25 protein-coding genes are annotated in these 26,130 nt (G+C 34.2%); 9 read left to right on the plus strand and 16 right to left on the minus strand.

Translation table 11 applies throughout. The features are described 5' to 3' along the window. Window positions 1-36 precede the first annotated feature (36 nt). From QOX03_RS03965 to QOX03_RS03990, 6 genes are all read right to left on the minus strand, one after another. Window positions 37-879: an RteC domain-containing protein gene (locus QOX03_RS03965; RefSeq protein ID WP_283671598.1), complete on the minus strand. Its 843-nt coding sequence runs from the start codon at window positions 877-879 to the stop codon at window positions 37-39. A gap of 541 nt (window positions 880-1,420) precedes the next feature. Beyond that, window positions 1,421-3,097: a formate--tetrahydrofolate ligase gene (locus tag QOX03_RS03970; protein ID WP_283671599.1), complete on the minus strand. Its 1,677-nt coding sequence runs from the start codon at window positions 3,095-3,097 to the stop codon at window positions 1,421-1,423. 144 nt (window positions 3,098-3,241) lie between these two features. Then, on the minus strand, window positions 3,242-4,405 hold the full coding sequence (gene ribB, locus QOX03_RS03975) for a 3,4-dihydroxy-2-butanone-4-phosphate synthase (protein WP_283671600.1): 1,164 nt from the start codon (window positions 4,403-4,405) through the stop codon (window positions 3,242-3,244). Beyond that, window positions 4,371-5,831: an LptF/LptG family permease gene (locus tag QOX03_RS03980; RefSeq protein ID WP_283671601.1), complete on the minus strand. Its 1,461-nt coding sequence runs from the start codon at window positions 5,829-5,831 to the stop codon at window positions 4,371-4,373. Before QOX03_RS03980 ends, ribB begins: the two co-directional genes overlap by 35 nt. A gap of 3 nt (window positions 5,832-5,834) precedes the next feature. Then, window positions 5,835-6,467 carry an outer membrane lipoprotein periplasmic chaperone LolA1 gene (gene lolA1, locus QOX03_RS03985; protein ID WP_283671602.1) on the minus strand — a complete coding sequence of 211 codons (633 nt, stop codon included), beginning with the start codon at window positions 6,465-6,467 and terminating at the stop codon, window positions 5,835-5,837. Window positions 6,468-6,478: 11 nt separating this feature from the next. Beyond that, on the minus strand, window positions 6,479-8,986 hold the full coding sequence (locus QOX03_RS03990) for an FtsK/SpoIIIE family DNA translocase (protein WP_283671603.1): 2,508 nt from the start codon (window positions 8,984-8,986) through the stop codon (window positions 6,479-6,481). A 338-nt stretch (window positions 8,987-9,324) separates the two neighbouring features. Here QOX03_RS03990 and QOX03_RS03995 point away from each other — a divergent pair, with 338 nt between their 5' ends. After that, complete coding sequence (locus tag QOX03_RS03995) at window positions 9,325-9,717, plus strand: hypothetical protein (protein ID WP_283671604.1); 393 nt, start codon at window positions 9,325-9,327, stop codon at window positions 9,715-9,717. 86 nt (window positions 9,718-9,803) lie between these two features. On the opposite strand, the gene QOX03_RS04000 is transcribed toward QOX03_RS03995, so the two are convergent. Further along, window positions 9,804-10,895, minus strand: a complete 1,092-nt coding sequence (locus QOX03_RS04000; protein ID WP_283671605.1) for a M28 family peptidase — start codon at window positions 10,893-10,895, stop codon at window positions 9,804-9,806. A 44-nt stretch (window positions 10,896-10,939) separates the two neighbouring features. Between QOX03_RS04000 and QOX03_RS04005 the strand changes: the two genes are divergently transcribed. After that, window positions 10,940-11,632 carry a DUF4294 domain-containing protein gene (locus QOX03_RS04005; RefSeq protein WP_283671606.1) on the plus strand — a complete coding sequence of 231 codons (693 nt, stop codon included), beginning with the start codon at window positions 10,940-10,942 and terminating at the stop codon, window positions 11,630-11,632. 235 nt (window positions 11,633-11,867) lie between these two features. Here QOX03_RS04005 and QOX03_RS04010 read toward each other — a convergent pair whose 3' ends face one another. Beyond that, the gene (locus tag QOX03_RS04010; RefSeq protein WP_283671607.1) at window positions 11,868-12,899 is read right to left on the minus strand and encodes an acyl-CoA reductase; all 1,032 of its coding nucleotides are present in this window, start codon (window positions 12,897-12,899) and stop codon (window positions 11,868-11,870) included. A gap of 41 nt (window positions 12,900-12,940) precedes the next feature. Between QOX03_RS04010 and QOX03_RS04015 the strand changes: the two genes are divergently transcribed. The 6 genes from QOX03_RS04015 (at window position 12,941) to lysS (ending at window position 19,141) form a co-directional block, all read left to right on the plus strand. Beyond that, the gene (locus QOX03_RS04015; RefSeq protein WP_283671608.1) at window positions 12,941-13,288 is read left to right on the plus strand and encodes a 4Fe-4S dicluster domain-containing protein; all 348 of its coding nucleotides are present in this window, start codon (window positions 12,941-12,943) and stop codon (window positions 13,286-13,288) included. Between the two features lie 68 nt (window positions 13,289-13,356). Beyond that, entirely contained in the window at window positions 13,357-14,430 is a 1,074-nt protein-coding gene (gene serC, locus QOX03_RS04020; protein ID WP_283671609.1) for a 3-phosphoserine/phosphohydroxythreonine transaminase, read from the plus strand. A gap of 1 nt (window position 14,431) precedes the next feature. Next, window positions 14,432-15,388, plus strand: coding sequence for an NAD(P)-dependent oxidoreductase (locus QOX03_RS04025; protein WP_283671610.1), 957 nt, complete (start codon window positions 14,432-14,434; stop codon window positions 15,386-15,388). Between the two features lie 13 nt (window positions 15,389-15,401). Beyond that, window positions 15,402-16,412, plus strand: a complete 1,011-nt coding sequence (locus tag QOX03_RS04030) for an o-succinylbenzoate synthase (protein WP_283671611.1) — start codon at window positions 15,402-15,404, stop codon at window positions 16,410-16,412. After that, complete coding sequence (locus tag QOX03_RS04035; protein ID WP_283671612.1) at window positions 16,406-17,395, plus strand: AMP-binding protein; 990 nt, start codon at window positions 16,406-16,408, stop codon at window positions 17,393-17,395. Before QOX03_RS04030 ends, QOX03_RS04035 begins: the two co-directional genes overlap by 7 nt. A gap of 57 nt (window positions 17,396-17,452) precedes the next feature. Beyond that, entirely contained in the window at window positions 17,453-19,141 is a 1,689-nt protein-coding gene (gene lysS, locus QOX03_RS04040; protein WP_283671613.1) for a lysine--tRNA ligase, read from the plus strand. A 562-nt stretch (window positions 19,142-19,703) separates the two neighbouring features. On the opposite strand, the gene QOX03_RS04045 is transcribed toward lysS, so the two are convergent. The 5 genes from QOX03_RS04045 to QOX03_RS04065 all read right to left on the minus strand — a co-directional run bounded on the left by QOX03_RS04045 (window position 19,704) and on the right by QOX03_RS04065 (window position 23,059). Then, complete coding sequence (locus tag QOX03_RS04045; RefSeq protein ID WP_283671614.1) at window positions 19,704-19,916, minus strand: hypothetical protein; 213 nt, start codon at window positions 19,914-19,916, stop codon at window positions 19,704-19,706. 254 nt (window positions 19,917-20,170) lie between these two features. Then, a complete protein-coding gene (locus QOX03_RS04050; protein ID WP_119059863.1) occupies window positions 20,171-20,464 on the minus strand; it encodes a hypothetical protein in 294 nt (97 codons plus the stop codon). After that, the gene (locus QOX03_RS04055; RefSeq protein WP_283671615.1) at window positions 20,433-21,020 is read right to left on the minus strand and encodes a hypothetical protein; all 588 of its coding nucleotides are present in this window, start codon (window positions 21,018-21,020) and stop codon (window positions 20,433-20,435) included. The genes QOX03_RS04050 and QOX03_RS04055 overlap by 32 nt, the downstream gene beginning before the upstream one ends. 181 nt (window positions 21,021-21,201) lie before the next feature. Then, window positions 21,202-21,732 (minus strand): hypothetical protein, encoded by a 531-nt coding sequence (locus QOX03_RS04060; protein ID WP_283671616.1) that lies wholly within the window; start codon window positions 21,730-21,732, stop codon window positions 21,202-21,204. 241 nt (window positions 21,733-21,973) lie between these two features. After that, window positions 21,974-23,059 (minus strand): M12 family metallopeptidase, encoded by a 1,086-nt coding sequence (locus QOX03_RS04065; RefSeq protein ID WP_283671617.1) that lies wholly within the window; start codon window positions 23,057-23,059, stop codon window positions 21,974-21,976. A 234-nt stretch (window positions 23,060-23,293) separates the two neighbouring features. Between QOX03_RS04065 and QOX03_RS04070 the strand changes: the two genes are divergently transcribed. After that, window positions 23,294-23,806 (plus strand): DUF7935 family protein, encoded by a 513-nt coding sequence (locus tag QOX03_RS04070; RefSeq protein ID WP_283671618.1) that lies wholly within the window; start codon window positions 23,294-23,296, stop codon window positions 23,804-23,806. Between the two features lie 134 nt (window positions 23,807-23,940). Here the strand turns inward: QOX03_RS04070 and QOX03_RS04075 are convergent, their stop codons facing one another. From QOX03_RS04075 to udk, 3 genes are all read right to left on the minus strand, one after another. Continuing rightward, window positions 23,941-25,098, minus strand: coding sequence for an O-methyltransferase (locus QOX03_RS04075; protein ID WP_283671619.1), 1,158 nt, complete (start codon window positions 25,096-25,098; stop codon window positions 23,941-23,943). An 89-nt stretch (window positions 25,099-25,187) separates the two neighbouring features. Next, window positions 25,188-25,511: an FtsB family cell division protein gene (locus QOX03_RS04080; RefSeq protein WP_283671620.1), complete on the minus strand. Its 324-nt coding sequence runs from the start codon at window positions 25,509-25,511 to the stop codon at window positions 25,188-25,190. Beyond that, window positions 25,501-26,130: a uridine kinase gene (gene udk, locus QOX03_RS04085; RefSeq protein WP_283671621.1), complete on the minus strand. Its 630-nt coding sequence runs from the start codon at window positions 26,128-26,130 to the stop codon at window positions 25,501-25,503. The genes QOX03_RS04080 and udk overlap by 11 nt, the downstream gene beginning before the upstream one ends.

Genomic DNA, 26,130 nt, shown 5'->3' on the forward strand with positions numbered 1-26,130 from the left:
TTTTTCTCTTATGCCCAATAAATGGGCAAAAGCAAACTATAAATTTTTATTGATATAGTTTTGCAAAGAAGACTGTAATTGATCAATAAATAAGGTTTGAGATTTTGAACGAAATTTCATACGATGAAAGGAGTGATTAATATCCTTGAGTTCCACTTTAAATATCCTTTGAAAAGCAAAAGAGATAGCGCTCAGGTTGGTGTTTCCATTGGAAATAGCACCAGAACAATATAATGCATAGATTAGCTCCACAAGGGCATTTTTAGAAGCACTCCATTCCAAGGAATGTTCAAAATCCTCTATATCTTCGTATTGTTTTTCAGTTGTCCTGAATAATAGATAATCATAAAATAACTCACGAGCGATAATTCTAGCGACTAAATAGTCATAATAAGTAGAAAAATAGGGGTCTAAATCAAAGACATGATTTTCTAATCCATCAGCAAGATTAATAGCGAAACGCTTAAAGTAGAGAGCATCTTTATCATTTCTGCCCGACCAATAATAGCGATAAAAATCGTCTGATTTTAGAAAATAATCATAACGCTTTCGGCATCTTTCCTCCTCATCACTAAAGTATTTTTTAGTAAAGTCATTGATAGAGGTAGGGCGTAGCATTTCTGTACGATACACTCTATTGTAAAAGATTAATTTTCCCTGAATATTGGGTTTGATATGTCGAAAGAAATAGATTTCTTCATCATCATCTTCAAAGCCTTTTTGTAAAATCTCTTTACGAAATTCTTGCAATTTGTCATTTAGGTAAATCACCATCTTAAGTGCCTCCTGCGTAATTTGCTTGGTTTCAAACGTTACTTTTTTTTCTTCCTTTTCAATCTCTTGTTCAATTCGTCTGAACATGTTTACATAATGCGACATATTAGATTTTTTAAAATTAAGACTAAAAAAATAAGCATTAATTATCACAAACTAAAATAGGGAGAAAGAAGAAAATCAAACTAAGAAACAAAATTTACATTCAAATAAATCCTGTAATAAAACTTTGTATGTATTTGCAGGCTGCACGCCGCAAGCGTGCTCCTCTATGGGTGCCGACTTGCAGCGTGCAGCCTGCAAAGCAAAGTTACAAGATTTTTTTTTGAAAGTAAATAAGTGTATATTTGCGGTATTGAGTTTTCAATGAAAATCAGTGAAATTCAAGGAAGCAAGTTGAGTTACTAATTCGTTACCTGATATTTTAAAAATACTTGTAATATTTTGGTATTTAGACAGATAATGGATTACTTTATTTTTTATTTTAAAGAATATCTCAGAACTATTCATAAAAAAATTAAGCCTTAAAAAAATTAAGCCTTAAAAAAAATAGCCACCTCAATTTTTTATTTTTGAGACGACTACTTTTATAAAATTCTTCAAGGTTTTAAAAAAATCAAGATAAATTTTTTAAGCCTTAAAAAAATTAGGCCAAACCAGTAATATTTCCATCATTATCAATATCCATATTTTCGGCAGCAGGCGTAGATGGTAAACCTGGCATGCGCATGGCATCACCTAGCATTGGGATTATAAAACCAGCTCCAGCGGCGACCTCAAACTCTCTTACCGTAACACTGAAATTTGTGGGGCAACCTAATTTTTTATCATCATCGCTTAGAGATTTTGGTGTCTTAACCATACAAATCGCCATATCATCAAAGCCTAATTTTTTAAGCTCACGCATTTGTTTTTTTGCTTTGAGCGTGAAATTGACCTCAGAAGCACCGTAGATTTTTGAGGCAATAGAATCAATTTTCTCTTCAATTGAATCATCATTATTATAGAGAAATTTAAAATTTTCTTTCTTTTGATTTTCAATGGATTGAATAACACTTTCAGCTAAATTAGTCATGCCGTCACCTCCTTTAGAAAAGCCTTCTGCCAACACGGCGTCTACGCCTAATTTTTTGCATTGGGATTGAATAAATTCAAGTTCAGCATCATCATCACCTGGGAAATGATTAATCGCCACCACAGGATTTAAGCCAAAAGATTGAATGATTTGGATATGTTTTTCTAAATTAGGGTATCCTTTTTTTACTTTTTCTAAATCAGGAGTTTGTAAATCATCTTTAGAGGCTCCGCCATGGTGGCGTAAAGCACGGACTGTGGCTACAATTACAGTTGCATCAGGCTGTAGGGCAGAAGCTTTACACTTGATGTTGATAAATTTTTCTGCACCCAAGTCTGCACCAAATCCAGCTTCTGTTACCACATATTCGCTCAGGCTCATACCCATTTTGGTAGCCAAGACTGTATTGGTTCCTTGTGCGATACTCGCAAACGGGCCACCATGAATAATCGCAGGATTTCCTTCTAAAGTTTGTACCAAATTGGGTTTAATGGCATCTTTCAGCAAAATTGCCATCGCACCAACCACATTTAAATCTCGGGCAAAGACAGGTTTCCCGTCAAAGGTATCAGCAATATAAATTTTAGCCAATCGATTTTTTAAATCTTCGAAGTTTTCGGCCAAGCAAAGAATAGCCATGATTTCCGAGGCAGGCGTAATGTTGAATCCATCTTGGCGCACAACTCCATTATTATCACCTATGCTCAGAATGATTTGGCGCAAAGAGCGATCATTCATATCAATCACACGCTTCCATGTAATTGTTTTGGGGTCGATATTCAAATTTCTTTTTTTAGACTGTAAATTATTGTCAATCGCTGCCGAGAGCAAATTATTAGCTTTTTCTATAGCATTAAAATCACCTGTGAAATGCAAATTAATATCTTCCATAGGAATCACTTGTGCATACCCACCACCAGCAGCTCCACCTTTGATTCCAAAAACAGGACCTAGTGAGGGTTCACGTATCACGACGGTAGCTTTTTTTCCAATTTTGTTTAATCCGTCTACCAAACCAATGCTAGTCGTGGTTTTGCCTTCACCTGCTGGCGTTGGTGTAATGGCGGTGACCAAAATTAATTTATTTTTCTCCCATTGGTTTTTTTGAATTAACTTCAAAGGGAGTTTAGCCTTGTATTTGCCGTAAAATTCTAATTCTTCTAGAGGAATATTTAGTTTTTCTGCAATTTTCGAGATGTGTTGTATTTTTGCGCTTTGAGCAATTTCAATATCAGAAGGGAAACTCATAAATAAAATTTTGATTCAATATACAAAAAAAATGATAGAGAGAATAACTTCACTTTAATTATCATACGATAATAATTTTTTTTATCCTATGATAAATTTCATTTAGGAAATTAAGTTTTTAAATTTTTTTTAAGCCTTAAAAAATTATGTTAAATGAATATACTCTTCAATCTCGAGCCCATAGCCACCGATGGCTTTTTTCTGCCTAGGATTTTGGGTAATTAAAGCAATTTTTTTGATTCCTAAATCTTTGATGATTTGTGCACCAATTCCGTAGTCTTTTTGGTCAGTTTCCATCAAGGCTTGGCTATTAGTACCTTCTAAATAATCTTGATAGTGCTTGAATTTTCCTAAAATTAAATCGGAATCTGCTACGTTATTGATAAAAATAATTGCTCCCTTTCCGTTTTGATTAATAATATCTGTAATTTTTTTCAGCAAGGGTTTTTCGCCAAGATGAAGCGCCGAGAATAAATCGAAGTAAGTGTTGGTGCTTTTCACACGGACGGGAACGACTTCATCAATGCTCCAATTAGCTTTAGTCATTGCAAAGTGAATTTGTTCGTTGGTAGTTTGCTGGTAAGCAATAAGTTTATACTCGCCATAAATACTCTGAAAATTAACTTCATTGATTCGCTTGATGAGAGAGTCGTTTTGCAGGCGATATGAAATAAGGTCTTCAATGCTGATGATTTTTAAATCAAATTTCTTGGCAATTTCAATTAGCTGAGGAACTCTTGCCATGGTTCCGTCTTCGTTCATAATTTCTACGATTACGCCACCAGGTTTTAGCCCACTTAGTATGGATAAATCGATAGCTGCTTCGGTGTGCCCAGGGCGTCGCAAAACTCCGCCGTTTTTTGCTCTGAGCGGGAAAATATGTCCTGGGCGACTTAGGTGGTGTGGTAGTGTGTCATTATTCATCAGTGCTTGAACTGTCTTTGCTCGGTCTGAGGCTGAAATTCCTGTTGTAACGCCATGCCCCAATAAATCGACAGAAACGGTAAAAGCTGTTTCTTTAGGGTCGGTATTATTCCCCACCATGGGGTGTAGATTTAGCTGCTCGCAGCGTTCTTCTGTGAGAGGAGCGCAATGCAGACCACGCCCGTATTTTGCCATAAAATTGATTTTCTCTGCGGTGATGAGCTCTGCCGAAGTCACAAAATCACCTTCGTTTTCTCGGTTTTCATCATCAACTACAATGATGATTTTTCCTTGCTTGAAGTCGTTTAGAGCCTCTTCTATGGTGTTAAGTTGAATTTTATTTTCAATATTATTGGTATCTTGTGTGTTCTTTTTTCCCAGCATTAATTTTTAGTTTTTTTGCTATTTTTTCAAAAGGTTGAAAATATGAGTTTAAATCAAATAAGTCTGAATCAGTCATAGCTTTATAAGTGAAAAATAAACCTAATGGCATGAAAATCATTAAAGGTAACCATGCGGCTACATAAGGGTCTAACTGAGCGTTTTTAGCTAAATTTTCGCTGTACATATAGATTAAATAAAAAGCGATGAAAATGATGATTGCTACAACAACAGGCATTCCTACGCCTCCTTTTCTAATGATAGCTCCTAGCGGTGCTCCGATTAAAAAAAATGCAACACACATCAACGAATTAGAAAAATTACGAACTAAAACGAGTACGTGACGAGAGAAGAATTTGGCTCGGCTTTGGACTTCCTCATGTGTGGTTTGATAAAGGATTTTGTCTCGTTCTAAATCAGACTTGATGCTGTAGGCGAGGCGGTCTTTTTCTTCTTGGTTTAACTTTTTAACAGGGTATAGTTTGTAGTTTTGATTCAATGTCGTGGTATCCATCATATAAGATTGCTGCACGATGGTAGATAGATTTTCATTTAAACTCCTATCATAGAAAGCTTGATTTTCAATTTCTAAAGTATCAATGCGATCCATAAGCTGAACTGTGTTTAGGAAATTATAATGGTCTGTTACATTTTCTTTTTCTATGGCTGATTCTACCAATTCAGAAATGTCAAAATGCTGAATTAAGGTATCAAATTGAATGCTCTGTAAGGGCTGTCTTTTTAGCTCAATATTGTTTAAACCTTGAATGTTGTCTTCATAAAAATAGCCATCAAACAAAGCTAGTTTTAGAAAACGATTGTCTTCAGCAGGTTCAAAAATACCTTTTTTGGCAATGATGGTTTGTTGATTTTCATAAGGCGAACTCTCCTTGTGAATAAAAACACCTTCTATGAATTTTTCATTCTCACCATATCTGTCTGTGATTTTCATCGTAAATCCAGGGACACCTGTGATGAAAACACCTGGCGCAAAGTTGACAGCGGGTTTAGTCTGAAGGATATTAAATAGCATATTCTTTGCCTTCCTTTCAGCAAAAGGGACTAAGCGGTCTGAGAAGAAATATAAACCAATCGAAAGCGAGAAAATGAAAACAAAAAGTGGCAGCATGATTCGCCCAAGAGAAATTCCAGTCGACTTCATGGCTGCTAATTCATAATTCTCTCCAAATCCACCAAAAGTCATGATGGCAGCGAGCAAAACGGTTAACGGCATCACTAGCTGAACTTTTGAAAGACCTAAATAAAATAAAAGCTTTAGAATATTCAACATTCCAAAACCCTTTCCTAGAAATCGATCCATTTCTTGCCATGCATATTGTACCATGAAAATGAAAAACAATACGCTGAAAATAAATAGAAACGGACCGAAATAAGTTTTTATCGTATACCAATCGAGCTTCTTAAGCATGCATCAAATTTCGGAAATGTAATAGTTTTTATAAAATTTTTTATCAAAATTTAATAAAGTATAGGGAACTATGATGTTAAATAGTTGTTTTTCAACGCTTATGGTTATTTTGGTGTCATTCAAATCTACTTCTTGCAAATACACTAAATTATTATTTTTCTCATTAACCCCAATAATAATATACTTCACATTTCCTGATTTTGTAGGAGTTAATTTAATTTTCGTTACATCTTTATTTTGGAAATATTCTTTTCCTTCAACTGAGAGGGTGTAACCTTTTTTATAAATATCTAAAACGCGAGTGGGCGTAAACAATTCATCACTATTTTTTTCTGGCTGAGTTACGGTCACTTCTTGTATTTCTTGGTTCACAGTGTAAAGTTTTTTCCCAGTATAAATTTGCTGAATATTCATTGCAGGAACACTCAAGTTGTATTTTTCTTTTTTCACGTAAACTTCACCACTATATTGATCTTTCGTATTGGTTTTAGAATTTTCTAGCTCGCTTTTAAATTTAATATAGTAGGAATTTTTAGCTTTATAATTAGCGCTTACTTTGTTCAAAATCGCTTCGGCATTTTGAGCAAAAGTAAAAGAGCTCAGTAAAACCCATATGATTAAACTATATATTTTCATTTTAAAAATTTTCATTGATTTTTCAATAACTGTTCCAAAGTATTTTCATCAGTTATCAATACTTCTCTAGCTTTACTCCCTTCAAAAGGCCCCACAATATTATTTGCTTCCAATTGGTCGATGATTCTCCCAGCACGATTATAGCCAATTTTTAATTTCCTTTGTAGCATTGAAGCAGAACCTTGTTGTGTTGCAACTACAATACGCGCTGCATCATCAAAAAGAGAATCTCTCTCATTGGGGTCAATGTCTAAAATAGAACCTCCTTCTTCACCTTCGTACTCGGGCAGTAAAAAAGCATCGGGGTAGCCTTTTTGTGAGCCAATATAGTCTGCTAAACTTTCTACCTCTGGAGTATCTACAAAAGCACATTGTAGGCGAATCAAGTCGTTACCTTTGGTGTAGAGCATATCTCCTTTCCCGATGAGTTGATCGGCACCACCACTGTCAAGAATTGTTCTTGAATCTACTTTACTAGTTACGCGGTAGGCTACTCTTGCAGGGAAATTGGCTTTGATAATACCTGTGATTACGTTCACAGACGGGCGTTGGGTAGCGATAATCAAATGGATTCCTACCGCCCTAGCTAACTGAGCCAAACGAGCAATCGGGCCTTCTACCTCTTTACCTGCCGTCATGATTAAATCTGCAAATTCATCTACCACCAAAACGATATAAGGCATGAAACGATGTCCATTCTCGGGGTTTAATTTCCGAGCCTTAAATTTTTCGTTGTATTCTTTGATGTTTCTTACACAGGCATCTTTCAACAAATCATAGCGGTCGTCCATCTCAATACACAAAGAATTTAAAGTGCTAATAACTTTTTGATTATCAGTAATTATAGCATCTTCTACCCCAGGTAATTTAGCTAAGAAATGTCTTTCAATTTTATTATAAAGAGCTAATTCAACTTTTTTGGGGTCAACCATTACAAACTTTAATTCAGCTGGATGTTTTTTGTACAACAATGAAGTAATAATGGCATTAATCCCCACAGATTTCCCCTGCCCAGTGGCGCCCGCCATCAGTAGATGTGGCATTTTTGCCAAATCAGCCACAAAAGTTTCATTTGAAATATTTTTGCCAAAAGCAATGGGCAATTCCATCTCTGAACTTTGAAATTTCTTAGAGGCAATCACCGAACGCATACTCACCATCGTAGGGTTATTGTTTGGTACCTCTATCCCGATGGTTCCACGCCCCGGTATTGGAGCAATGATTCGTATGCCCAAAGCACTCAGACTTAAAGCGATATCATCTTCTAGATTTTTAATTTTAGAAATTCTTACACCAGCCTCGGGTACAATTTCATAGAGCGTAACGGTAGGGCCAACGGTTGCTTTGATGCTATCGATATTGATTTTATAATTTTTGAGTGTTTCGACAATTTTATTTTTATTGACCTCTAATTCACTTTGGTCGATATTTAAATTCTTACCTTTATTATAATCGTAAAGCAAATCAATTTTTGGGAACTGATATTTAGAAAGCTCTAGCCGAGGATCAAACTCACCAAATTGCTGCACCAATTTTTGACTTAGATTTTCTATCTCCACCTCATCTTCCTCTATCGTTTCTACCGTCATCGCAACATCATCTTCATCATCAGGTTCTATAATGATTTCATTGATTTGCGGAGTCTCAACGCCGAGCTCATCCAAATTTGCCGAAGCGTCAGGTTCCACAGGATGCGCTGTAGACATCTTAAGCTTCAAATCATTGTTATCCTCCTCATTTTCTTTTAGGTAAGGGGAAATAGAAGCATCGTCCTCCTCCTCCTCAGTATTAATATTTTTTCTTTTGTTTAAGCTTAGAATTTTTTGCACAGAACTCTCTTTTGCAACGTCAGAATTTTCTTCTAAATTTTCTAAGCCTTTAGAAAATTCTTGATTTGAATTATTTTCTAAGCCTTCAGAAATTTCCTCATGATTGTTTTCCTCAATTTCATTCTCAAAAATAGGTTTTTTCACTTTTTTAAGCGTTTCGGGGGTGATTTTCCATTCAAAAACGACAAATAATACAAGCGTGAAAAGCAACACCAAAACAATGCCGAGAAGGTCAATCAAATTCATCAAATAAGATTTGATTTCAAAGCCCATGCGCCCTCCCCAGATGGGAGAATCGGGCAAAATGAAACTTAAGAAAACTGGTACCCAAATGGAGAAAAACAAAAAATTGAGCGTGATTTTTAAAAATTTAACCTTCTTTAGATTAAAAATGAAAATTGCACCTAGAAATAGTAGCCAAAAAGCCCAAAATACCGCAGTGATACCGAGACTTTGATGAATGAAAGTTTCGCCCAACCAGGCACCCAGTTTTCCGAAAATGTTTTGAACTTCTATATTAGGGTCATCCCATGCACCGAGTTGACTTTGGTCTTTTTCCCAATTAAAAAGGTAGGAACTAAAGGAAAGCAAAAAAACAAAGCCTAAAAATAAACTCAAGACACCAGCCACCATTTGCACTACGCCATATTTTTGGTGCAAAGACTTCTTTTTTTCTGTATTTTTCTTCATGGATACTTTTGCGTGTTATGCAAAAATAGAAATTTGAAAATCTAGATGAAAATTATCTAGCTATATTGGCTAAAATCTTTCACATCCGCCCGAAATTTTGATTGATTTTCTCGGCTAATTTAGTCATGTCGCCGACCTCGGCTCCTTGAAAAATGAGAAAAGCTAAATCATGATTAAAGTATAAAAGTTCCCAAACTTTCAGTTTCTAAATAATTGATAAAATTGAAGATGAATTTCTTAAAAACAGCTTATAAATCACTTATTTGCTCTTAAAAACTAGTTAAACCAAAGGTTTGGCACAAAATTAGAGCTTAATTCATTGTATAGGAATAAAAGTTGTGAGAATTTTTGTGGTTATTTTTAGTGTTTTCTTATTATTTAGTTGTCAACCAACTGGTTACGGCGAAAGTAATACGATGAGTTCATTTGCTAATGAATTTGAAGAAGATGATGCTATAAATATGGTTCAATTTAAGGCGAGGGTTGATAAAAACAAAACAGAAATTTTTGATTTTAATGTTCAGCAATCGGGAGAATTTTTCATAGATTTTAATCAGCCGATAGAGGGGATTGTGCTTGTGATCGTGAATGATAAAACCAAAAAAGTCATCGAAAAAATAAAAAGTAATCAAATTATCAACCTAAAGAAAGGGAGGTATAATCTGATTACTGTTTCTAAAAAACCTGAACCTAAAAACAGGGAAATTGTCTTTGCTATTAGCAGATATTGATAATAAAGAATTAAAATTTAAAGTTTTTTTAAATTCTGATGGAATTTATTTTAATCACTTCGCATTTACTCTCTACCCGTTATATATCAAGCTTTATAATAACTCAAGTGATGTTTGTCTTTAATCTTCAATAAACTTTCATACATCAATAGAATACAGTTTTTCACATCTTGGTGATGCACCATTTCTACCGTCGTATGCATGTAGCGAAGCGGCAGGCTGATGAGTGCTGAAGGTACGCCCCCATTGCTAAAGGCAAAAGCATCGGTATCCGTACCCGTAAAGCGGCTTAGAGCGGAACGTTGAAAATCTATTTTTTTATCAATAGCGGTTTCTTCTATCAAATCACGAATGATGTGATGCACTGCTGGAGCATAGGCTATCACGGGGCCATTGCCACATTTTAAATCGCCATCTTTTTTCTTATTCATGCAAGGCGTTGTGGTATCATGAGTTACATCCGTTACTATAGCGATGTTTGGTTTTATAGTTTCGGCAATCATCTTGGCGCCATTGAGCCCGACCTCTTCCTGTACAGAATTGGTAATATAGAGACCAAAATCTAATTTATTTTTATTTTCTTTAAGTAGACGAGCCACTTCAGCGATCATAAAGCCGCCCATGCGGTTGTCTAGCGCTCGCCCACAGAAGTATTTACCGTTCATGATTTTAAATTCATCAGGATAGGTAATGATGCACCCCACGTGAATCCCCATTTCTTCCACTTCTTGTGGATTTTCAGCACCTACATCTACCCAAAGATCTTCGACTTTGGGAGCCGCATCTTTTTCTTTATTTCGTGTATGAATTGCTGGCCAGCCAAAAACCCCCTCTACCAGTCCCTTTTTGGTTGAAATTTGTACCCGTTTAGATGGGGCAATCATTTGGTCTGAGCCACCATTTCTTACGACGTGCAACAATCCATTTTCGGTAATGTAGTTAACATACCAAGAAATTTCATCAGAATGCGCTTCGATGATCACCCGAAAATCCGCCTCAGGATTGATGATACCGTAAGCTGTACCGTAATTATCGGTTCTGATTTCATCTACAAAGCTTCTGATGTAATTCATCCAAACCAGTTGACCCTCAATTTCATAACCAGTAGGAGAGGAGGTGTTAATGTATTTTTCTAAAAAATTTAAATTAGATTTGGTAAAGAATTTGTCTTTAATCATGTAATATTACTTTTGTGTAAAGTTATAAAATTTAAAACCTATTAATGAAACTAAAAATTTTAAAATATTTTCTAAGCCTTAAATTTTTTTTAGCAGCAAAAATATTTCTTTTTGCGCAAGAAGACGATTTTGATTTCCAAAAGCAAGTTAGTGATTCAGAAATTGAGACACGCGACTGGAATTTAAATCAAACCATTCAGCTTGATGAGCTCAACGCCTACACCGTCACCTTTGAGAAAGAAATTGAAAAAAAATACTACATTTGGCTAGAGCAACGGGTAGATGATGTTTACCCGTTTTTAGAAAAAGCGGTGAGGGAGTATTATTTTGTACGAGATTCGGCAGAATTGATTCAAAATAGAAGAGCGAAGAAAAAATTCATCAAAGAACGCTATAATCAATTGGCTGAACGTTACGAAGAACAGTTGAAAAAACTTTCGACTTCTCGTGGGCAGATTTTAGCTCGGTTAATGCATCGTGAAACGGGAAAAACAACCTATGATATCATCAAAGAACTGCGTGGTGGGATTAGCGCTTTTCTTTGGAATACGGCTGGGGGTGCTTTTGATATTGACTTGAAAAGGAAATTTGAACCAGAGAAAAATCGTGAAGATCTATACATTGCGGTAATTATACAAAAAGGTTTGGCTAGTGGTAAATATCGCCCCATCGAGAAGGAATTTAGGCTTGATAAAAGAGTAAACCCCATTATGAAAGCACTGGGCAGAGAGGAGTAGTTTTGAGAATTTTTCTGAGAGTCGAAAGTAGCGATTAGGTATAAAATTAGGTGTAAAATAAAGAGATAATAAATTTTAAGGCTTAAGAAATTTTTATTATTTAAAAATAATTTATGGATTTCAATAAAACTTTTAGTAAATTTAATTCGTTATTTATCAATTAGATTCATTAAATTCACGAAATCTTAATTGAGCAACTTTTTCGTACAAAAAATTTCTCAAGCCTTAAAAAAAATCATAAAGAACTCAACCAAGTTAAGGTATCAATGCCATCAGCATAATCCTCTAACCTTGGTTTTTGAGCTTGGCCAAAGGGAATTTGATTTGTTGCATTTCCCACCACACATTGCAGTTGCTCATTGTGTTGGGCAATAAAGTTCCTAACTTCATCCATATCTTTATAGCGTTTGTAGAATAAAACTGCTAGTGGACTTTTTAGCTCATCGCTTTCTTTTAGCAGCAAAAAACCATTTTCTATGATTTCATATTGATTCATCAAATACACCGCCTTGTTATAATCATAATTATTGGCATATTTGTGATGATTGATGATTTCTTTCCACGGGAAAAAAGCTTTAAAAATTCGATTTAAATCAAAGCCTTCAGGAATAAAAATCTGAGTCACATTTCTGCAACCTAACCCAAAATAGCGAAAAACATCATCAGCAAAGTTTACCAAATCTGCATCAGTTTCTTTGCCCGAAAAAACGGCGACAGACGTGCGATTTCTACGGATAATGTGTGGAATGTTTTTAAAGTAAGATTCAAAATACCGTGCTGTATTGTTGCTTCCCGTAGCGATGACGGCATCAACTTCTTGAATTTTAGGTGAAAATTCATAGAAATTCTTTAAGCCTTTAAAAATTTTAGACAATTCGTCCAAAAAATAAGGAATCAAGACATTATCTTTAGAAGAAAGTTTGATTGATGCAAAATTCCCCGACAAGATAACGCTCAAGATGTCATGAAATCCTACCATTGGGATATTCCCAGCGCAAATAATTCCGATTTTTTTAGGCCGAGTGTTTTTCGGGAGCTTTTTCAACCATTTTTTTAATTTTTCTTCCGTTAAAGTTTCACTCCAAGAATCAAAGCTATACATTTGATTATCAGTTGTAAACCAAGGATTTATTTGCTCAGCTAAGCACATCTTATTTTTCAGATCTTTCAAAAAAAAGTCACCTTGATTTTGTTTTAAATCAGTTCTGAATGATTCTAAATTTTGACCTAAAAAAGAAAAAATTTTGATTCGTTCTTCTAATTGCATGAAAATTGTATTTATTTTGCACAAATTTAAAAGAAATAGCTATGGCAATCAAAATAACAGACGAATGTATCAATTGCGGTGCTTGCGAACCCGAGTGCCCCAACAATGCGATTTACGAAGGCGCTATGGATTGGCGTTTTTCTGATGGTACAGATGTGCAAGGATTTTTTGTGGGATTAAACGGCCACTCTGCTGATGCAGATGCGCCACAAGAGCCCATCAGTGATGATTATTATTTCATCGTGCCAGATAAATGTACTGAATGCAAAGGTTTCCACGACGAGCCACAATGTGCCGCAGTGTGCCCCGTAGATTGCTGTGTACCAGATGAAGACCACGAGGAAAGTGAGGATAGATTGCTCGAGAAAAAAGCAATGCTTCATCATTAATTCAAAAATAATGAATATAAAAAGCTGTTTTAATCTGATTTAAAACAGCTTTCCTTTTTTTTAGATTAATGAAGAAACATAATTTTTGTTCAGGCCCTTGTATTTTACCTTCATCGGTTTATGATGAAGCTTCACGAGGCATTTTAAATTTTAATGATTCGGGCTTATCTATTTTAGAAATTTCACACCGCAGTGTAGCTTTTCAAGAAATTTTGCAAGGCGCTAGAAATTTATTGAAAGAACTTCTGCAAATACCCGATTCGCATTCGGTTTTATTTTTGCAAGGTGGAGCCAGTTTGCAGTTTAGCATGGCGGCGATGAATTTTTCTCGAGCTGAGTCAAAGACGGCTTATTTAGACACAGGACGTTGGGCAAAAAAAGCTTTTGAGGAAGCAGAAAAACTAAATTTAGCAGAAGTTATTGCCACTTCTGTAGATAAGAATTATACTTATTTGCCTGAATTTTTTAAGCCTTTAGAAAAATTTGATTATTTACATTTTACTTCAAATAACACAATTTATGGGACTCAGTATCAGGAATTTCCGTCATGCGAAATTCCATTAATAGCAGATATGTCTTCAGATATTCTCATGCGAGAGATTGATTTTTCTAGATTCAATCTTATTTATGCTGGAGCGCAAAAAAACATTGGTGCAGCGGGTTCTGCCATTGCCATTGTGAATAAAGAGGCTCTAAATAAACATGGGCGGAATATACCTTCTTATTTAGATTACAATATGCATGTGAAGGAAGAAAATACCTTTAACACGCCTCCAGTTTTTGCTATTTATACCGCTTATCTAAATTTAAAATGGCTCAAAAATCAAGGTGGGGTTTTAGCAATGAAGCAAAAATCAAAAGAAAAAAGTCAATTGCTTTATAATGAAATTGATAGGAATTCTTGCTTTAGAGGTACTGCGGCTAAGGAAAATCGCTCTAAAGTGAATGTTACTTTTGTTTTAGAAAATGAAGTCCATCAAGCTGAATTTGATGAAATTTGCCAAGCCAATGGTATAGAAAACATTAAAGGGCATCGCACCGTAGGCGGCTATAGAGCTAGTTTATACAACGCATTGCCTATAGAAAGCGTTCAGGCTTTGGTGAATGCGATGCAAGAATTAGAAAAAAAATTAAATCAATAAAATGAACATACTAGTCAATGACGGAATTTCAGAAACGGGAGGTAGACTGCTTTTAGATTCTGGTTTTAAATTATTTACACAAAAAATTCCACAAAATCAATTGGCGGAATTTATGAATAAAAATCATATCGAAATTTTGCTGGTGCGTAGTGCCACGCAAGTTCCGATGGAGCTCATAGATGCTGTTCCATCGCTCAAATTGATTGGCCGAGGTGGAGTTGGTTTAGATAATATTGATGTAGATTTTGCCGAGCAAATGGGGATTCATGTGATTCATACGCCTAATTCTTCAGCAATTTCTGTAGCAGAACTGGTCATAGCACATATGCTTACACTTTCTCGGAATTTGCACGATTCCAATCGAAATATGCCATTGGAAGGCGACACCGAATTCTCTCAACTCAAGCGATTATACGCCAATGGCTTTGAATTGAGAAATAAAACCATCGGTATTATAGGTATAGGAGTGATTGGTAAAGAAGTGGCAAAATTAGCTTACGGTATGGGGATGAAAATCATAGGAGCTGATAGCGATGAGGAAAAAGCAGAAAAAACATTAGAAATTCAATTCGCTGATCAACAAAAAATTAAAATTAAGATTCCGATCTTTAGTCTAGACGAAGTTTTACAAAAAGCCGATGTGCTCAGTATTCACACGCCCAAAGCAGATAAATACATCATTGATGAATTCGCCCTCACAAAAATGAAGCAAAACGCCATTCTCATCAACACATCACGTGGTGGAACAGTGGATGAAAAAGCAGTAATAGAAGCCATCGAAGAAGGGAAATTACGTGGAGCAGCGTTTGATGTTTTTGAGAACGAACCTCAGCCAGAAATCAGTTTGTTGATGTACCCCAAGCTCTCGCTCTCGCCTCATATTGGCGGCTCTACCATTGATGCTCAGCAGCGCATCGGGGCAGATTTAGCACAGCAAATCATTGATATTTTTGGTTAGTAAAATTAGAAAAATGAAAAATTTAAAATGCTGGTTTGAACCTTACACATTGATTTTTAGGAAGCCAGCAGGGACGTCACGAGGTGTTTTACTCACAAAAAAAACCTATTTTATCTATTTACAGCAAGAAGAGCAAACTTTTGTAGGAGAAGCCAATCTGTTTCAGAATTTAAGTTTTGACGATATCTTTGGCTACGAAAATTATTTGAGACAAGCTTGTCAACAGATAGAAAATCAATCTTTTGAATGGGAAGAATGGAGAAGATTCCCATCAATTCAATTTGCGGCAGAGCAAATTCTGATACAACAAAAAAATCAAAAAAACATTTTATTTAATTCTGAATTTGTAAAAGGAGAAAAAGGGATCCCAATCAATGGCCTGATTTGGATGAGTTCGCCAGAGGAAATGCAACGCCAAATTGAGGAGAAATTAAAACAGAGATTCCACTGCATCAAACTGAAAATCGGCGTCCATTGGGAGAAAGAAAAACAAATTCTCCAGTCGCTGCGCGATAAATTCTCAGCAGAAAAATTAGAATTGCGCGTAGATGCCAACGGAGCATTTAATTTAGAAGAAGCAAAGGAAGTTTTAAAATTTTTAAAGGCTTTAGAAATTCATTCTATCGAGCAGCCCATTAGGCAAGGTCTCAAAACCGAAATGAAAAAGCTTTGTGCAGTGGGTGAATGTGCTGTTGCTCTTGATGAGGAATTAATTGGAATAACGGGAAACACCGAAAAGCAAAGTTTATTACAAGAAATTAAACCACAATTCATTATCCTAAAGCCAGCTTTAGTTGGTGGATTCCAAGGAAGCTTGGAATGGATTGATTTAGCTAAAAAAAATAATATTGGCTGGTGGATCACATCAGCATTAGAGAGTAACATCGGGCTGAATGCCATTGCCCAATTTACAGCTAGCCTCGATACAGCAATACCACAGGGCTTGGGTACAGGCGGCTTGTTTACCAATAATATTGAAAGTGATTTGGAAATTCGCGGCGAAAAATTATATAAAAAATGTTAATCATAGATTTTTCTAAGCCTTTTAAAATTTCTGAAAATCAGGCAACAAATGAGTTTGAACACTCAGTGTTAGATTTCACTGAATATTACCTTTGTCATGATAAAATTTTGGTGCAAACTTCAGGGTCTACGGGGGAACCTAAAGATTTGGTTTTGAGTAAAAAAAATATGCAACTTTCAGCAAAACTAACAGGAAATTTTTTAAGCCTTAAAAAAAATAATTCTGCTTTGCTTTGTTTGCCGATGAGCTATATTGCAGGCAAAATGATGGTGGTTCGTGCTATTGAACTGAAATTAAAACTGTATTGTATTCCACCTAAAATTAAACTTCAAATACCTGATAATTATGATTTTGCAGCGATGACACCTGCACAATGTGAGGCTTCTTATTCTGAACTCGGGAAAATAAAAAAACTCATCATCGGCGGAGCGGCAGTAAAATTTGATTTGAGAAAAAAATTAGAAAAAATCTCGACAGATTGCTACGAAACATACGGAATGACGGAAACAATCACGCACATTGCTATGCGAAAAATAGGGCAGGATAGGAGCTTTAAAGTTTTACCTGAAATGGAAATTAAAACAGGTGAAAAAGGAAATTTGCATATCAAGACGCCTTATAGCGATAATTGGTTGGAAACAAATGATTTAGTGGAAATTACGAATGATGGGTTTGATTTTTTGGGGAGATTAGATGATGTGATCAATTCAGGAGGTGTGAAAATTAATCCTGAGAAAGTGGAAAATATTTTAAAACCTTACATCAGAGGAGAATTTGTGATTTCTTCTATATCAGATGAAGATTGGGGTGAGAAAATTGTTTTGGTTGTGGAGCAAAATCAAGAGGTTAATTTATTTAAATTCAGTGAATTAAATTTATCTAAATTCGAAGTTCCAAAAGAAGTTATTTTTTTAGAAAAGTTCCCACGAACACATTCTGGGAAAATTCAACGGAAAAAAATTAAAGAATTTTTAAAGCCTTAAAAAAATCATTCTTCAAAAATCAGTAAATCTGCTAAATTTGTAAATTCAAATGAAATTATGACATTATCTGAACAAGAACAAATCCGTAGAGATAAATTAAACGAAATTAAAGCCTTGGGTATCAACCCTTACCCAGCAGAGGCTTATGAGGTGAAAGATACGACTCAAAGTATTGAAGAAAACTTTGAAGAAGGAAAGAAAGTTAGCTTAGCTGGGCGATTGATGGCAAGGCGTATTCAAGGCAAAGCTTCTTTTGCTGAATTGCAAGATGCTGCAGGGCGAATTCAAATTTATTTTAACCGTGATGAAATTTGCCCAGGAGAGGATAAAAATAAATACAACGAACTTTATAAAAGACTTCTGGATATTGGCGATTTTATAGGTATAGAAGGGCAACTCTTTACAACCCAAGTTGGCGAAAAAACGGTGATGGTAAAAGATTTTACACTACTGAGTAAGTCGCTGAAACCTCTGCCTTTGCCTAAGACTGATAGCGAAGGGAATATACATGATGGCTTTACTGATGCTGAGATGCGTTACCGCCAGCGTTATGCGGATTTGGCTGTCAACCCGCACGTAAAAGAAATTTTCTATAAAAGGAGTAAGCTGTTTACAGCGATGCGTAATTTCTTTAATGACAGAGGTTATTTTGAGGTTGAAACACCGATTTTGCAACCGATTCCTGGCGGGGCTGCGGCGCGACCTTTTATCACGCAACATAATGCACTGAATATTCCTCTGTATATGAGAATTGCTAATGAATTGTACCTCAAGCGTTTGATTGTAGGTGGATTTGATGGTGTGTATGAATTTTCTAAAAACTTTAGAAATGAGGGAATGGATCGTACGCACAACCCAGAGTTTACAGCGATGGAAATTTATGTGGCGTACAAAGATTATCATTGGATGATGGAGTTTACAGAGCAATTGCTAGAGCACTGTGCACGAGAGGTTAACGGAACGACGAAAGCAATATTTAACGGGCAAGAAATTGATTTCAAGGCGCCTTATCCGCGCATCACTATGCGAGATGCAATTTTAGAACACACGGGATTTGATATTAAAGATAAAACAGAGGAGGAATTGCGAAAGGCTGCTAAAAATATGAATTTGGCAGTAGATGAAACAATGGGGAAAGGAAAGCTTATTGATGAAATTTTCGGTGAAAAATGTGAAAATCAATATGTTCAGCCTACTTTTATTATTGATTATCCTAAAGAAATGAGCCCGCTGACCAAGATGCACCGTAGTGAAGAAGGCGTCACAGAACGATTTGAATTAATGGTTTGTGGGAAAGAAATCGCTAATGCTTATTCTGAGTTGAATGACCCGATAGATCAACGCGAGCGATTTGAAGAGCAATTGAAATTGAGCGAAAAAGGTGATGACGAAGCCATGTTCATCGACCAAGATTTTTTACGAGCCTTGGAGTATGGCATGCCGCCGACGGCTGGTCTAGGCATCGGGATGGATAGATTGATTATGTTTTTGACCGACCAACAATCCATACAAGAAGTTTTATTTTTCCCTCAAATGAAACCCGAGAAGAAAAAGATGGAATTGACGGAAGATGAAAAGAATTTACTCGTCTTGCTAGAAACTACTGAAGCTTATGCTCTAGAAGAAATCAGAGAAAAGAGTGGTTTGTCTAACAAAAAATGGGATAAAATCACAAAATCATTGCGCAAAAAGGAACTCATCAACATCGAGAAAACAGATGAAGGATTAATCATTCAAAAAGCGTAAAATTTTTTAAGGCTTAATAAATTTTTGCTTTAAATACTAAAGAAGTTTTGACTTTTAAAATTTAAAGATAAATCACTCACACGGGCAATCGTGTGGGTTTTTTATTTGAAGAGATTTAAATTGCTAAAAAAAATTAGAAGCGGGGAATTTTTTTTAAGGCTTTATAAAAATAAATATTTCTACTGCTAAAATTCAACCTTGTGTATAGAAATATGATGTTGTGCGAGGTTTTATTAAGCACTTGTAGGATTCACTGTTAATTGCCCACCCACTATCTTCAAGTGCGGGGTTGTAGGGGTTCCATATCCTGTACAAAATGAAATGAGGTTTTGAAGGTTGGCTACATTTTTTACGTGTCCTGTTTCTGATGTTGATGCTATGATGATAATATTTTATAGTTAAAGCACAAATTTACAAGTATTTGGTTAAAATCTTAATTGCATACCAAAATATAAAGTTCTTTGTTGAAAATAATTAAATGATTCTTGCGTATAATTTTCATTATAATAAACTGATGATTGATTTTTATTATTAAAAATATTATTAATTGATGCAAAAGCTATTATATATGCTCGTATTTTCTCAATGCTCTGTATAGACTTTGCTCTTCGCAACTAATTGTTCCGTCCGATTTCTTTTCAATGAAGTTTTTAATTTCATCAACATACTTTTTGCTTTCTTGAAGAGCCATAAAAATCCAAAGTGTCAATTGACCTTTTTTATATGTGTTTTCCCAAGAAAGCAATAATTCATTTAGTTTTTTATCATTTTTCATTATTATTTTATTTGTATTAAACAAGTTGAATAATACAAATGTGATAATATTTTTGATTTCGACAAATGAATTTTTAAATTTCAGGAAATTAAGGTTGTGGGTTTGGTCATAATGCACCACAACGGGTTGGGTATTGCCAAAGGCGGGGAATTTTAGCACAAAAGTTCAATCGAAGAACGAATGTTGAACCTTGCAGAAATGTCCAATCGAAGCCGTTCAGCCCCGCTTTTGGCAATACCTTGTTAGCAGAAGTTTTAGTTTTCAACATAAAATATTTCATCAAAGTCCTTGCGAATTATTGAAGTTATTATCTTTAATTCCATAAGTGGAATTGTTAATTTATTATCATCTATCTTACCATTTTCTAAAAGTTCAAAACACTCAATTTTTGTCTCTTTTGGTAAATTGAAAAGAAATTGTTTGTTCTCAAACTCAATACCTATTAAATACTCGGTTGGAGAAACATATAATTTATTTGTATTTCTATGGATAAACTTTCCATAATCTGAAATAGAATTAAGATGTTTGATTTGTTCCTTTGTTAACATTTTTTATTTTATTTTTATAGGTAAAGAATAAAGCTAATAACGCAATGCCAAGAGATATTAAAAAAGAAGCCATAACAAGTGCTTTTCTTATAACAGTTCCTCCTCCATAAATTGCATTTTCACCATAGCCATAACTACTTTCTAAATCATATTCATTTTTATAGCCTCCCATAATAAGAAATACAACTATCCATAAAATTAAAAGCCAAATTCCCGATAATTTAAGTGATTGAAGAAATATTGGTTTATTGATTTTAATATTTGATATAAAAGGTATTTTTTTGCTATATCTTATGTACAAAATTAATACAAAGATTGAAGTTAAAATTAAAGCTCGTGTGAATGAATACCAAGCTACATTTTGTCGTAACTCTAAACCTGTTTTATATTCTCCATAATAATTAGTTCCTCTGTATGTTTTGCGTAAGTCGTGAACATCACTAAAGCCTCCATTAAAAATAAATAACAATATAAATAACCCAATAAAAACTAAACCATACAATTTTAGATTTTTTTTGAAGTCAAAACCTATATTTTCATTTTTAGTAATTGGCAATTCTGGTGGAAGTTTTATGATATGAGGTTTTAATAATTCAAGTTCTGAAATTGGAATCCATTTTTCAAATCCGTCTTTCCAAATTAAGTAATCCTCTGTAATTTCATTTCCATTTTCAATAAATCTTCTATTGAAAATGGTCCTTTTTTTTCTGTACCTTTTGATATAAAGTATTTCTCCATTATTGTTGAGTTCTTATAGAGTTTAAAAAGTAATCTCTTTCTTGTTCTGCAGTTTCAGTGTCATTAAGATACCAAACTTCAAAACTTATTGCTTTATCTCTAACTAAAAATAGTTTTGTGTGTCTCATTCCTCTTTCTCCACTTGCTGGATTTATAGCCGAATATGAAATTTCTCTCCCACTAAATTTACCGACTTTTATTGAATTTACTTTTCCACTGTTTCCTGTATAATCAAGTTTTCCTTTAACCGCATTGTCCAAAAATGAATTTTCAACCTTCGCAATTTCTGAAGCAGACCATTTTTGTTTTGCTTTCACATATTCAGCATAATTAGGAATTGCATTACGTTGTATAAGAACCATAAAAATGCAATTTTCTGATTTTGTCACATAGGTTGAAGCTGAATTAGTCGTCTTGTACTCTGGTTCACTAGGGAAATTGACATAAAGTCCATTGTCAATTTCTTTTTTGGTTTGTGCATTTGTCTGAAAAATGCCAAAAAGAAAAATAATTGATATTAAATACTTCATTGTTATTCTGAATGTTGTTGGTGAAAAATTTCTGCTAACACGCAAATATACACAACTTTCCCTAAAATATAAATTACTTTTAATTCAATGATTATCTTCCTATAATTCAAAAGTTTAAACTATTATTTTGTTGTAGATAATCTGTATATATTTTACTTTTGTAATCGCTGTATATACAAAAAGAAGATGTTCAAGAATCAAATATCTTCTTTTTATTATCATCGAAATTAATATTTTAAAATTAAGGAAGTGGATAACTACATCTATTCATATTTAAACGCTTTTCCAATTGTACTCTTTGTTCTTCGCTTATAGGATTATTATTGCTATCATAAACAACATTATCAAGTTCTACACAAACATCTTCTCTGGCTTTGAAAGGCAAATAAAATGTATTTATAAATCTTCTATCCATATCAGATAATTCACTTCCATTTGCATAAAAATCAGTACCATCTTTTTTTGTCAATGTTGGTTTTGAATAATCCAGTGCAAAAGCATAAGACGAGTATAACATTATGGAGTTAAAATCAAAATCTCCTAATATATAATAATTACGTGTTTCTTTTTGAAAATTATGTTTATTTTGGGAACTAATGTTATCGTAATGAACAGTAATATAACTATCTCTATCTGCTCTACATTGTTCATGAAACATTCCCAATGCATGACATATTTCATGTACAATAGTACCTCTATCAAAATTATATAAATTAAGAATTTGTTTGCCTCCAATTCTTCCAACATAAGAATTGTTAACATCTGACGGAGTAAACTCTACATAAGGGTAAGCAAAACCATAAGTAGGGTGAACTGTAGGCTCCCCAGTAGCATTATAAAATCTAGCATTCGTTAATTCTTCGATGTGAGAAATAGCATCAAGTATTTGTTCTTTTTGATAATTACTCAAGTTAGGACTAAAAGTGTATCTCAACATAGCCCAAAACATACCTTGATATGGACTTCCCCCTACTGCATAGGTTCCCACGTCAGATGGTAGATTATTTACTCCAAAAACTGGACTAATTGGTCTACCATTTGTAACGTGAGCGGGTTTATTTTCTTCGGTTAAAGATTCCTCAGGAAATATGGAACCAGTTTCCTCTAATTTTTTAAGTTGTTTGGCAGAAAGCAAGATATCGCCAAGATAGATATAATCATCTCCTTTCTTGGCAATTTCAACTCCGGATTTTAATGTTTTTAACTCATCAAAACTATTTAACTCCAGTGCAGTTGGATCTATTACTACCCTTTGTGAATCATCTTCATTATTACAAGATGAAAACATTATTGCAAAAAAACTGCATAAAATAATAAGTGTCTTCATAAAAAATAATATAATTTGATTATAAAACAAAGATATAACATAAAATATAATAAAAACAATAGGAATTTTACTAATTTCACTTAAAATTAAAAGAAATTCACATTGTTAATGTATTTATTTTATTATTTTAATTTATTAACAATACTTTGATTGTGAAATTTAAATAATGTCAAAAATATTTTTTAAAGCTTTAAAAAATTTTCTAAAATTTAGACCGAAGCTTATCTTTGTAAAATGATTGATTTACTTGAACTTCTCAAATATTTAGTGCCAGTTTTATTAATAGCGGCTATTTTATGTTATTATTTTGAAAAAATTTTAAGAGCCTTAGAAAATTTATTAAATTTTACAGAAAATAAGCATCCCACTGAATTAAATGTCTATCAATTACAAGCTTATGAACGGATGGCTATTTTTCTTGAGCGAATTCGTCCCACGCAGTTAGTACGTCGGGTAGACCTGCTAGAGAATCCCAATTTGTATGAATATAGCCTCATCAAGACCATACAAGAAGAGTTTGAGCATAACGTAAGTCAGCAAATTTACATTCATCCTGATACGTGGCAACTGATTTTTAGTGCAAAAAATATGACGCAAAATTTCATAAAAAATTGTAAAGAAAATCTGAACGAAAACTTTACTTCAGAGCAATTGCGTGATGAAGTAATCGCACAAAGTATCAACGAAAAAGCGCCATCAAGCGATGCTCTTTTGAAATTACAGAAAGACATTCAAGCGTTGAAATAATGAGAGCATATCTCCGCCAAAAGAACATTGAAATTTCATTACAACGCTACGGGATTGATGTACTCAAGTTGGGTTTATTTGAGCTTCATTGATTTGTTGGTTTGATTAGTTTTGAAGATAATTGTGGAAGCTATTTACCTCATCTGTTCTGCCCAGAAACAAATGCTTTTCTCACAATCTGAAGTGAAGAAAACAGGATTTTGCCCATCTGCATGGAATTGATATCTTTTTTTCAAGACATGAATTTTTTCTGGAAAATTACGATGAATAACCTGTATAGACTTGTTTTTCAGTTCTTTTTTAAAATTTTCTAAAGGCTTTAGAAATTTAAAAACCCGACCTGGGAAATTTTTAAAATACTCATCCGCCGTCCAAAGATGCGTGTGAGGAGCTAGTTTGGTTAAATTAAAATTTTTTTCAAGGCTTAGGAAATTTTGTGTTTTTTGGATGGCAGCATTTGGCTCATAGAGGTATTTTTTTACACCACAAAACTTCCGTGGCTGGTATTTCTCTTGCCAATAAAATTGATAAATATCATCGTCAGTATCTAAATTTATTGCTTTGATTTTCAGGTGATTATTATTTTCTTGGTCGATTTCTACCAAAATTTCTTTCACCTCATTTTTCACTGCCACCACATGAAAGCAACTTGCCTGAGAGAAAAAATCAGCCAAAACCGTCAAGTCAAATAAAGGCGAAAGTTTTATCACTATTTTTTTAAAGCCTTGAATTTTTTTCATGATTTCTACAGGATTTGGATTTAAATCAGCCATCAAGAAAACTTTATTTTTATTTGCATCTCGGCGAGATGGGTCAATAAAATAATGGGTTGACAGAGGGAATTTCTCAATAATTTCTTCTGCAGATAAATGATGAGATTGAATGTTTTTTTCTAAAGTTTTAAAATTTTGTTTAGCAATATTTTGCAATTCTAAATCAGGCTCAGTATGAACCACAGGAGCAATTTCTGCGAAAGCAAGACTATCAATCCCAAATCCGCCAGTGAGGTCTGAAATCTGTGAAGCATTTCTGAAAAGCTTAGCTTTGTAACTTGCAGTAGACCAAGATGATGATTGCTCTAAATTTAAACTTGGCGGGTAGATAATGTTGTCTTTTTTTGAGAGCCATTCTACTTTAGATTTCAGCTTTTTTTTTCCTTTGATTTGTGTCAAAAGCTCTAGTGTGGAGATGTTTGAGAATGGCGATTTTTGAAACGCTAGTTGATGTAAAGGGGTGTTTAAATTCAAAGAAATCCATTCTTGAACTTCGGGTCTTAAAAGCTCTAAATTCATAGCAAAAGATTTTTTTTCTAAAAATTTTTAAGGCTTAAAAAAAATAATAGTTTTAAAATCGGTTTTATAACATTTTTTTTAAGTGAAAATTACTTGGTAGGAATTGAGTCTTTGAGCTCTATCAAAAAAATAGTTTCATCTTCCCGCTTCATCAGATATTTTTCTCGAGCTAGTTTTTCATAAGCTTCGGGGTGATGCTCTAGATAGTTGATTTCAGCTTTTTCTTGCTTTAAATTCTCTTGATAATACTCAATGTCTTTTTTTAAATTATCAATTTCTCGATTTAATTCACGGTGTAAAAGATATGAGTTTTGGTCAAAAAAAGTCATCCAAATTACAAAAAGTAAACCGAACAAAAAATACTTATTCCACAAAAATGTGTACCAAACTCTGGTTTTTTGATTACTTTCCATTCTCAAAAAAATTAATTTTATTTTGAATCACAGAGCTTAGGACTTCTATGGCTACATTGTTTTTTTTTCGGTCGTTGGGGATTATAATGTCTGCATAATTCTTTGAGGGTTCTATAAACTGCTCATGCATAGGTTTTAACGTTTTTTGGTAGCGTAATAAAATTTCTTCTAAATCTCTGCCTCTTTCTTGGATGTCTCTTCTAATTCGCCGAATCAACCTCTCATCTGAGTCCGTATATACAAAGAGTTTGATGTCAAATAATTCACGTAATGGGGGATGAGTCAAGACTAGAATTCCTTCTACGATGATGACTTTTTTGGGTTGAGTCAAAATAATTTCATTCGTACGGCTGTGTGTTACAAAACTATAGATTGGCTGCTCAATGCTTTTCCCGTTTTTGAGGGCGGAGACGTGCTGCGTTAGGAGTTCAAAATCAATGCTTCTAGGGTGGTCAAAATTGATGGCAACTCGTTGGTCAAAAGGTAAATGAGCTGAATCTCTATAGTAATTATCTTGCGAAATTACAATCACTTCTTCAGAACTGAGCTGAGATAAAATATTGTTGACAACAGTGGTTTTTCCTGAGCCTGTTCCACCGGCAATTCCTATAATGAGCAT

It is taken from the genome of Candidatus Ornithobacterium hominis, assembly GCF_951229915.1.
Taxonomy (GTDB): domain Bacteria; phylum Bacteroidota; class Bacteroidia; order Flavobacteriales; family Weeksellaceae; genus Ornithobacterium; species Ornithobacterium hominis.

Coding starts and splice junctions, on each gene's coding strand:
- QOX03_RS03965 (WP_283671598.1), bottom strand. CDS start 879: ATGTCGCATTATGTAAACATGTTCAGACGAATTGAACAAGAGATTGAA.
- QOX03_RS03970 (WP_283671599.1), bottom strand. CDS start 3,097: ATGAGTTTCCCTTCTGATATTGAAATTGCTCAAAGCGCAAAAATACAA.
- ribB (WP_283671600.1), bottom strand. CDS start 4,405: ATGCTGGGAAAAAAGAACACACAAGATACCAATAATATTGAAAATAAA.
- QOX03_RS03980 (WP_283671601.1), bottom strand. CDS start 5,831: ATGCTTAAGAAGCTCGATTGGTATACGATAAAAACTTATTTCGGTCCG.
- lolA1 (WP_283671602.1), bottom strand. CDS start 6,467: ATGAAAATATATAGTTTAATCATATGGGTTTTACTGAGCTCTTTTACT.
- QOX03_RS03990 (WP_283671603.1), bottom strand. CDS start 8,986: ATGAAGAAAAATACAGAAAAAAAGAAGTCTTTGCACCAAAAATATGGC.
- QOX03_RS04000 (WP_283671605.1), bottom strand. CDS start 10,895: ATGATTAAAGACAAATTCTTTACCAAATCTAATTTAAATTTTTTAGAA.
- QOX03_RS04005 (WP_283671606.1), top strand. CDS start 10,940: ATGAAACTAAAAATTTTAAAATATTTTCTAAGCCTTAAATTTTTTTTA.
- QOX03_RS04010 (WP_283671607.1), bottom strand. CDS start 12,899: ATGCAATTAGAAGAACGAATCAAAATTTTTTCTTTTTTAGGTCAAAAT.
- QOX03_RS04015 (WP_283671608.1), top strand. CDS start 12,941: ATGGCAATCAAAATAACAGACGAATGTATCAATTGCGGTGCTTGCGAA.
- serC (WP_283671609.1), top strand. CDS start 13,357: ATGAAGAAACATAATTTTTGTTCAGGCCCTTGTATTTTACCTTCATCG.
- QOX03_RS04025 (WP_283671610.1), top strand. CDS start 14,432: ATGAACATACTAGTCAATGACGGAATTTCAGAAACGGGAGGTAGACTG.
- QOX03_RS04030 (WP_283671611.1), top strand. CDS start 15,402: ATGAAAAATTTAAAATGCTGGTTTGAACCTTACACATTGATTTTTAGG.
- QOX03_RS04035 (WP_283671612.1), top strand. CDS start 16,406: ATGTTAATCATAGATTTTTCTAAGCCTTTTAAAATTTCTGAAAATCAG.
- lysS (WP_283671613.1), top strand. CDS start 17,453: ATGACATTATCTGAACAAGAACAAATCCGTAGAGATAAATTAAACGAA.
- QOX03_RS04045 (WP_283671614.1), bottom strand. CDS start 19,916: ATGAAAAATGATAAAAAACTAAATGAATTATTGCTTTCTTGGGAAAAC.
- QOX03_RS04050 (WP_119059863.1), bottom strand. CDS start 20,464: ATGTTAACAAAGGAACAAATCAAACATCTTAATTCTATTTCAGATTAT.
- QOX03_RS04060 (WP_283671616.1), bottom strand. CDS start 21,732: ATGAAGTATTTAATATCAATTATTTTTCTTTTTGGCATTTTTCAGACA.
- QOX03_RS04065 (WP_283671617.1), bottom strand. CDS start 23,059: ATGAAGACACTTATTATTTTATGCAGTTTTTTTGCAATAATGTTTTCA.
- QOX03_RS04070 (WP_283671618.1), top strand. CDS start 23,294: ATGATTGATTTACTTGAACTTCTCAAATATTTAGTGCCAGTTTTATTA.
- QOX03_RS04075 (WP_283671619.1), bottom strand. CDS start 25,098: ATGAATTTAGAGCTTTTAAGACCCGAAGTTCAAGAATGGATTTCTTTG.
- QOX03_RS04080 (WP_283671620.1), bottom strand. CDS start 25,511: ATGGAAAGTAATCAAAAAACCAGAGTTTGGTACACATTTTTGTGGAAT.
- udk (WP_283671621.1), bottom strand. CDS start 26,130: ATGCTCATTATAGGAATTGCCGGTGGAACAGGCTCAGGAAAAACCACT.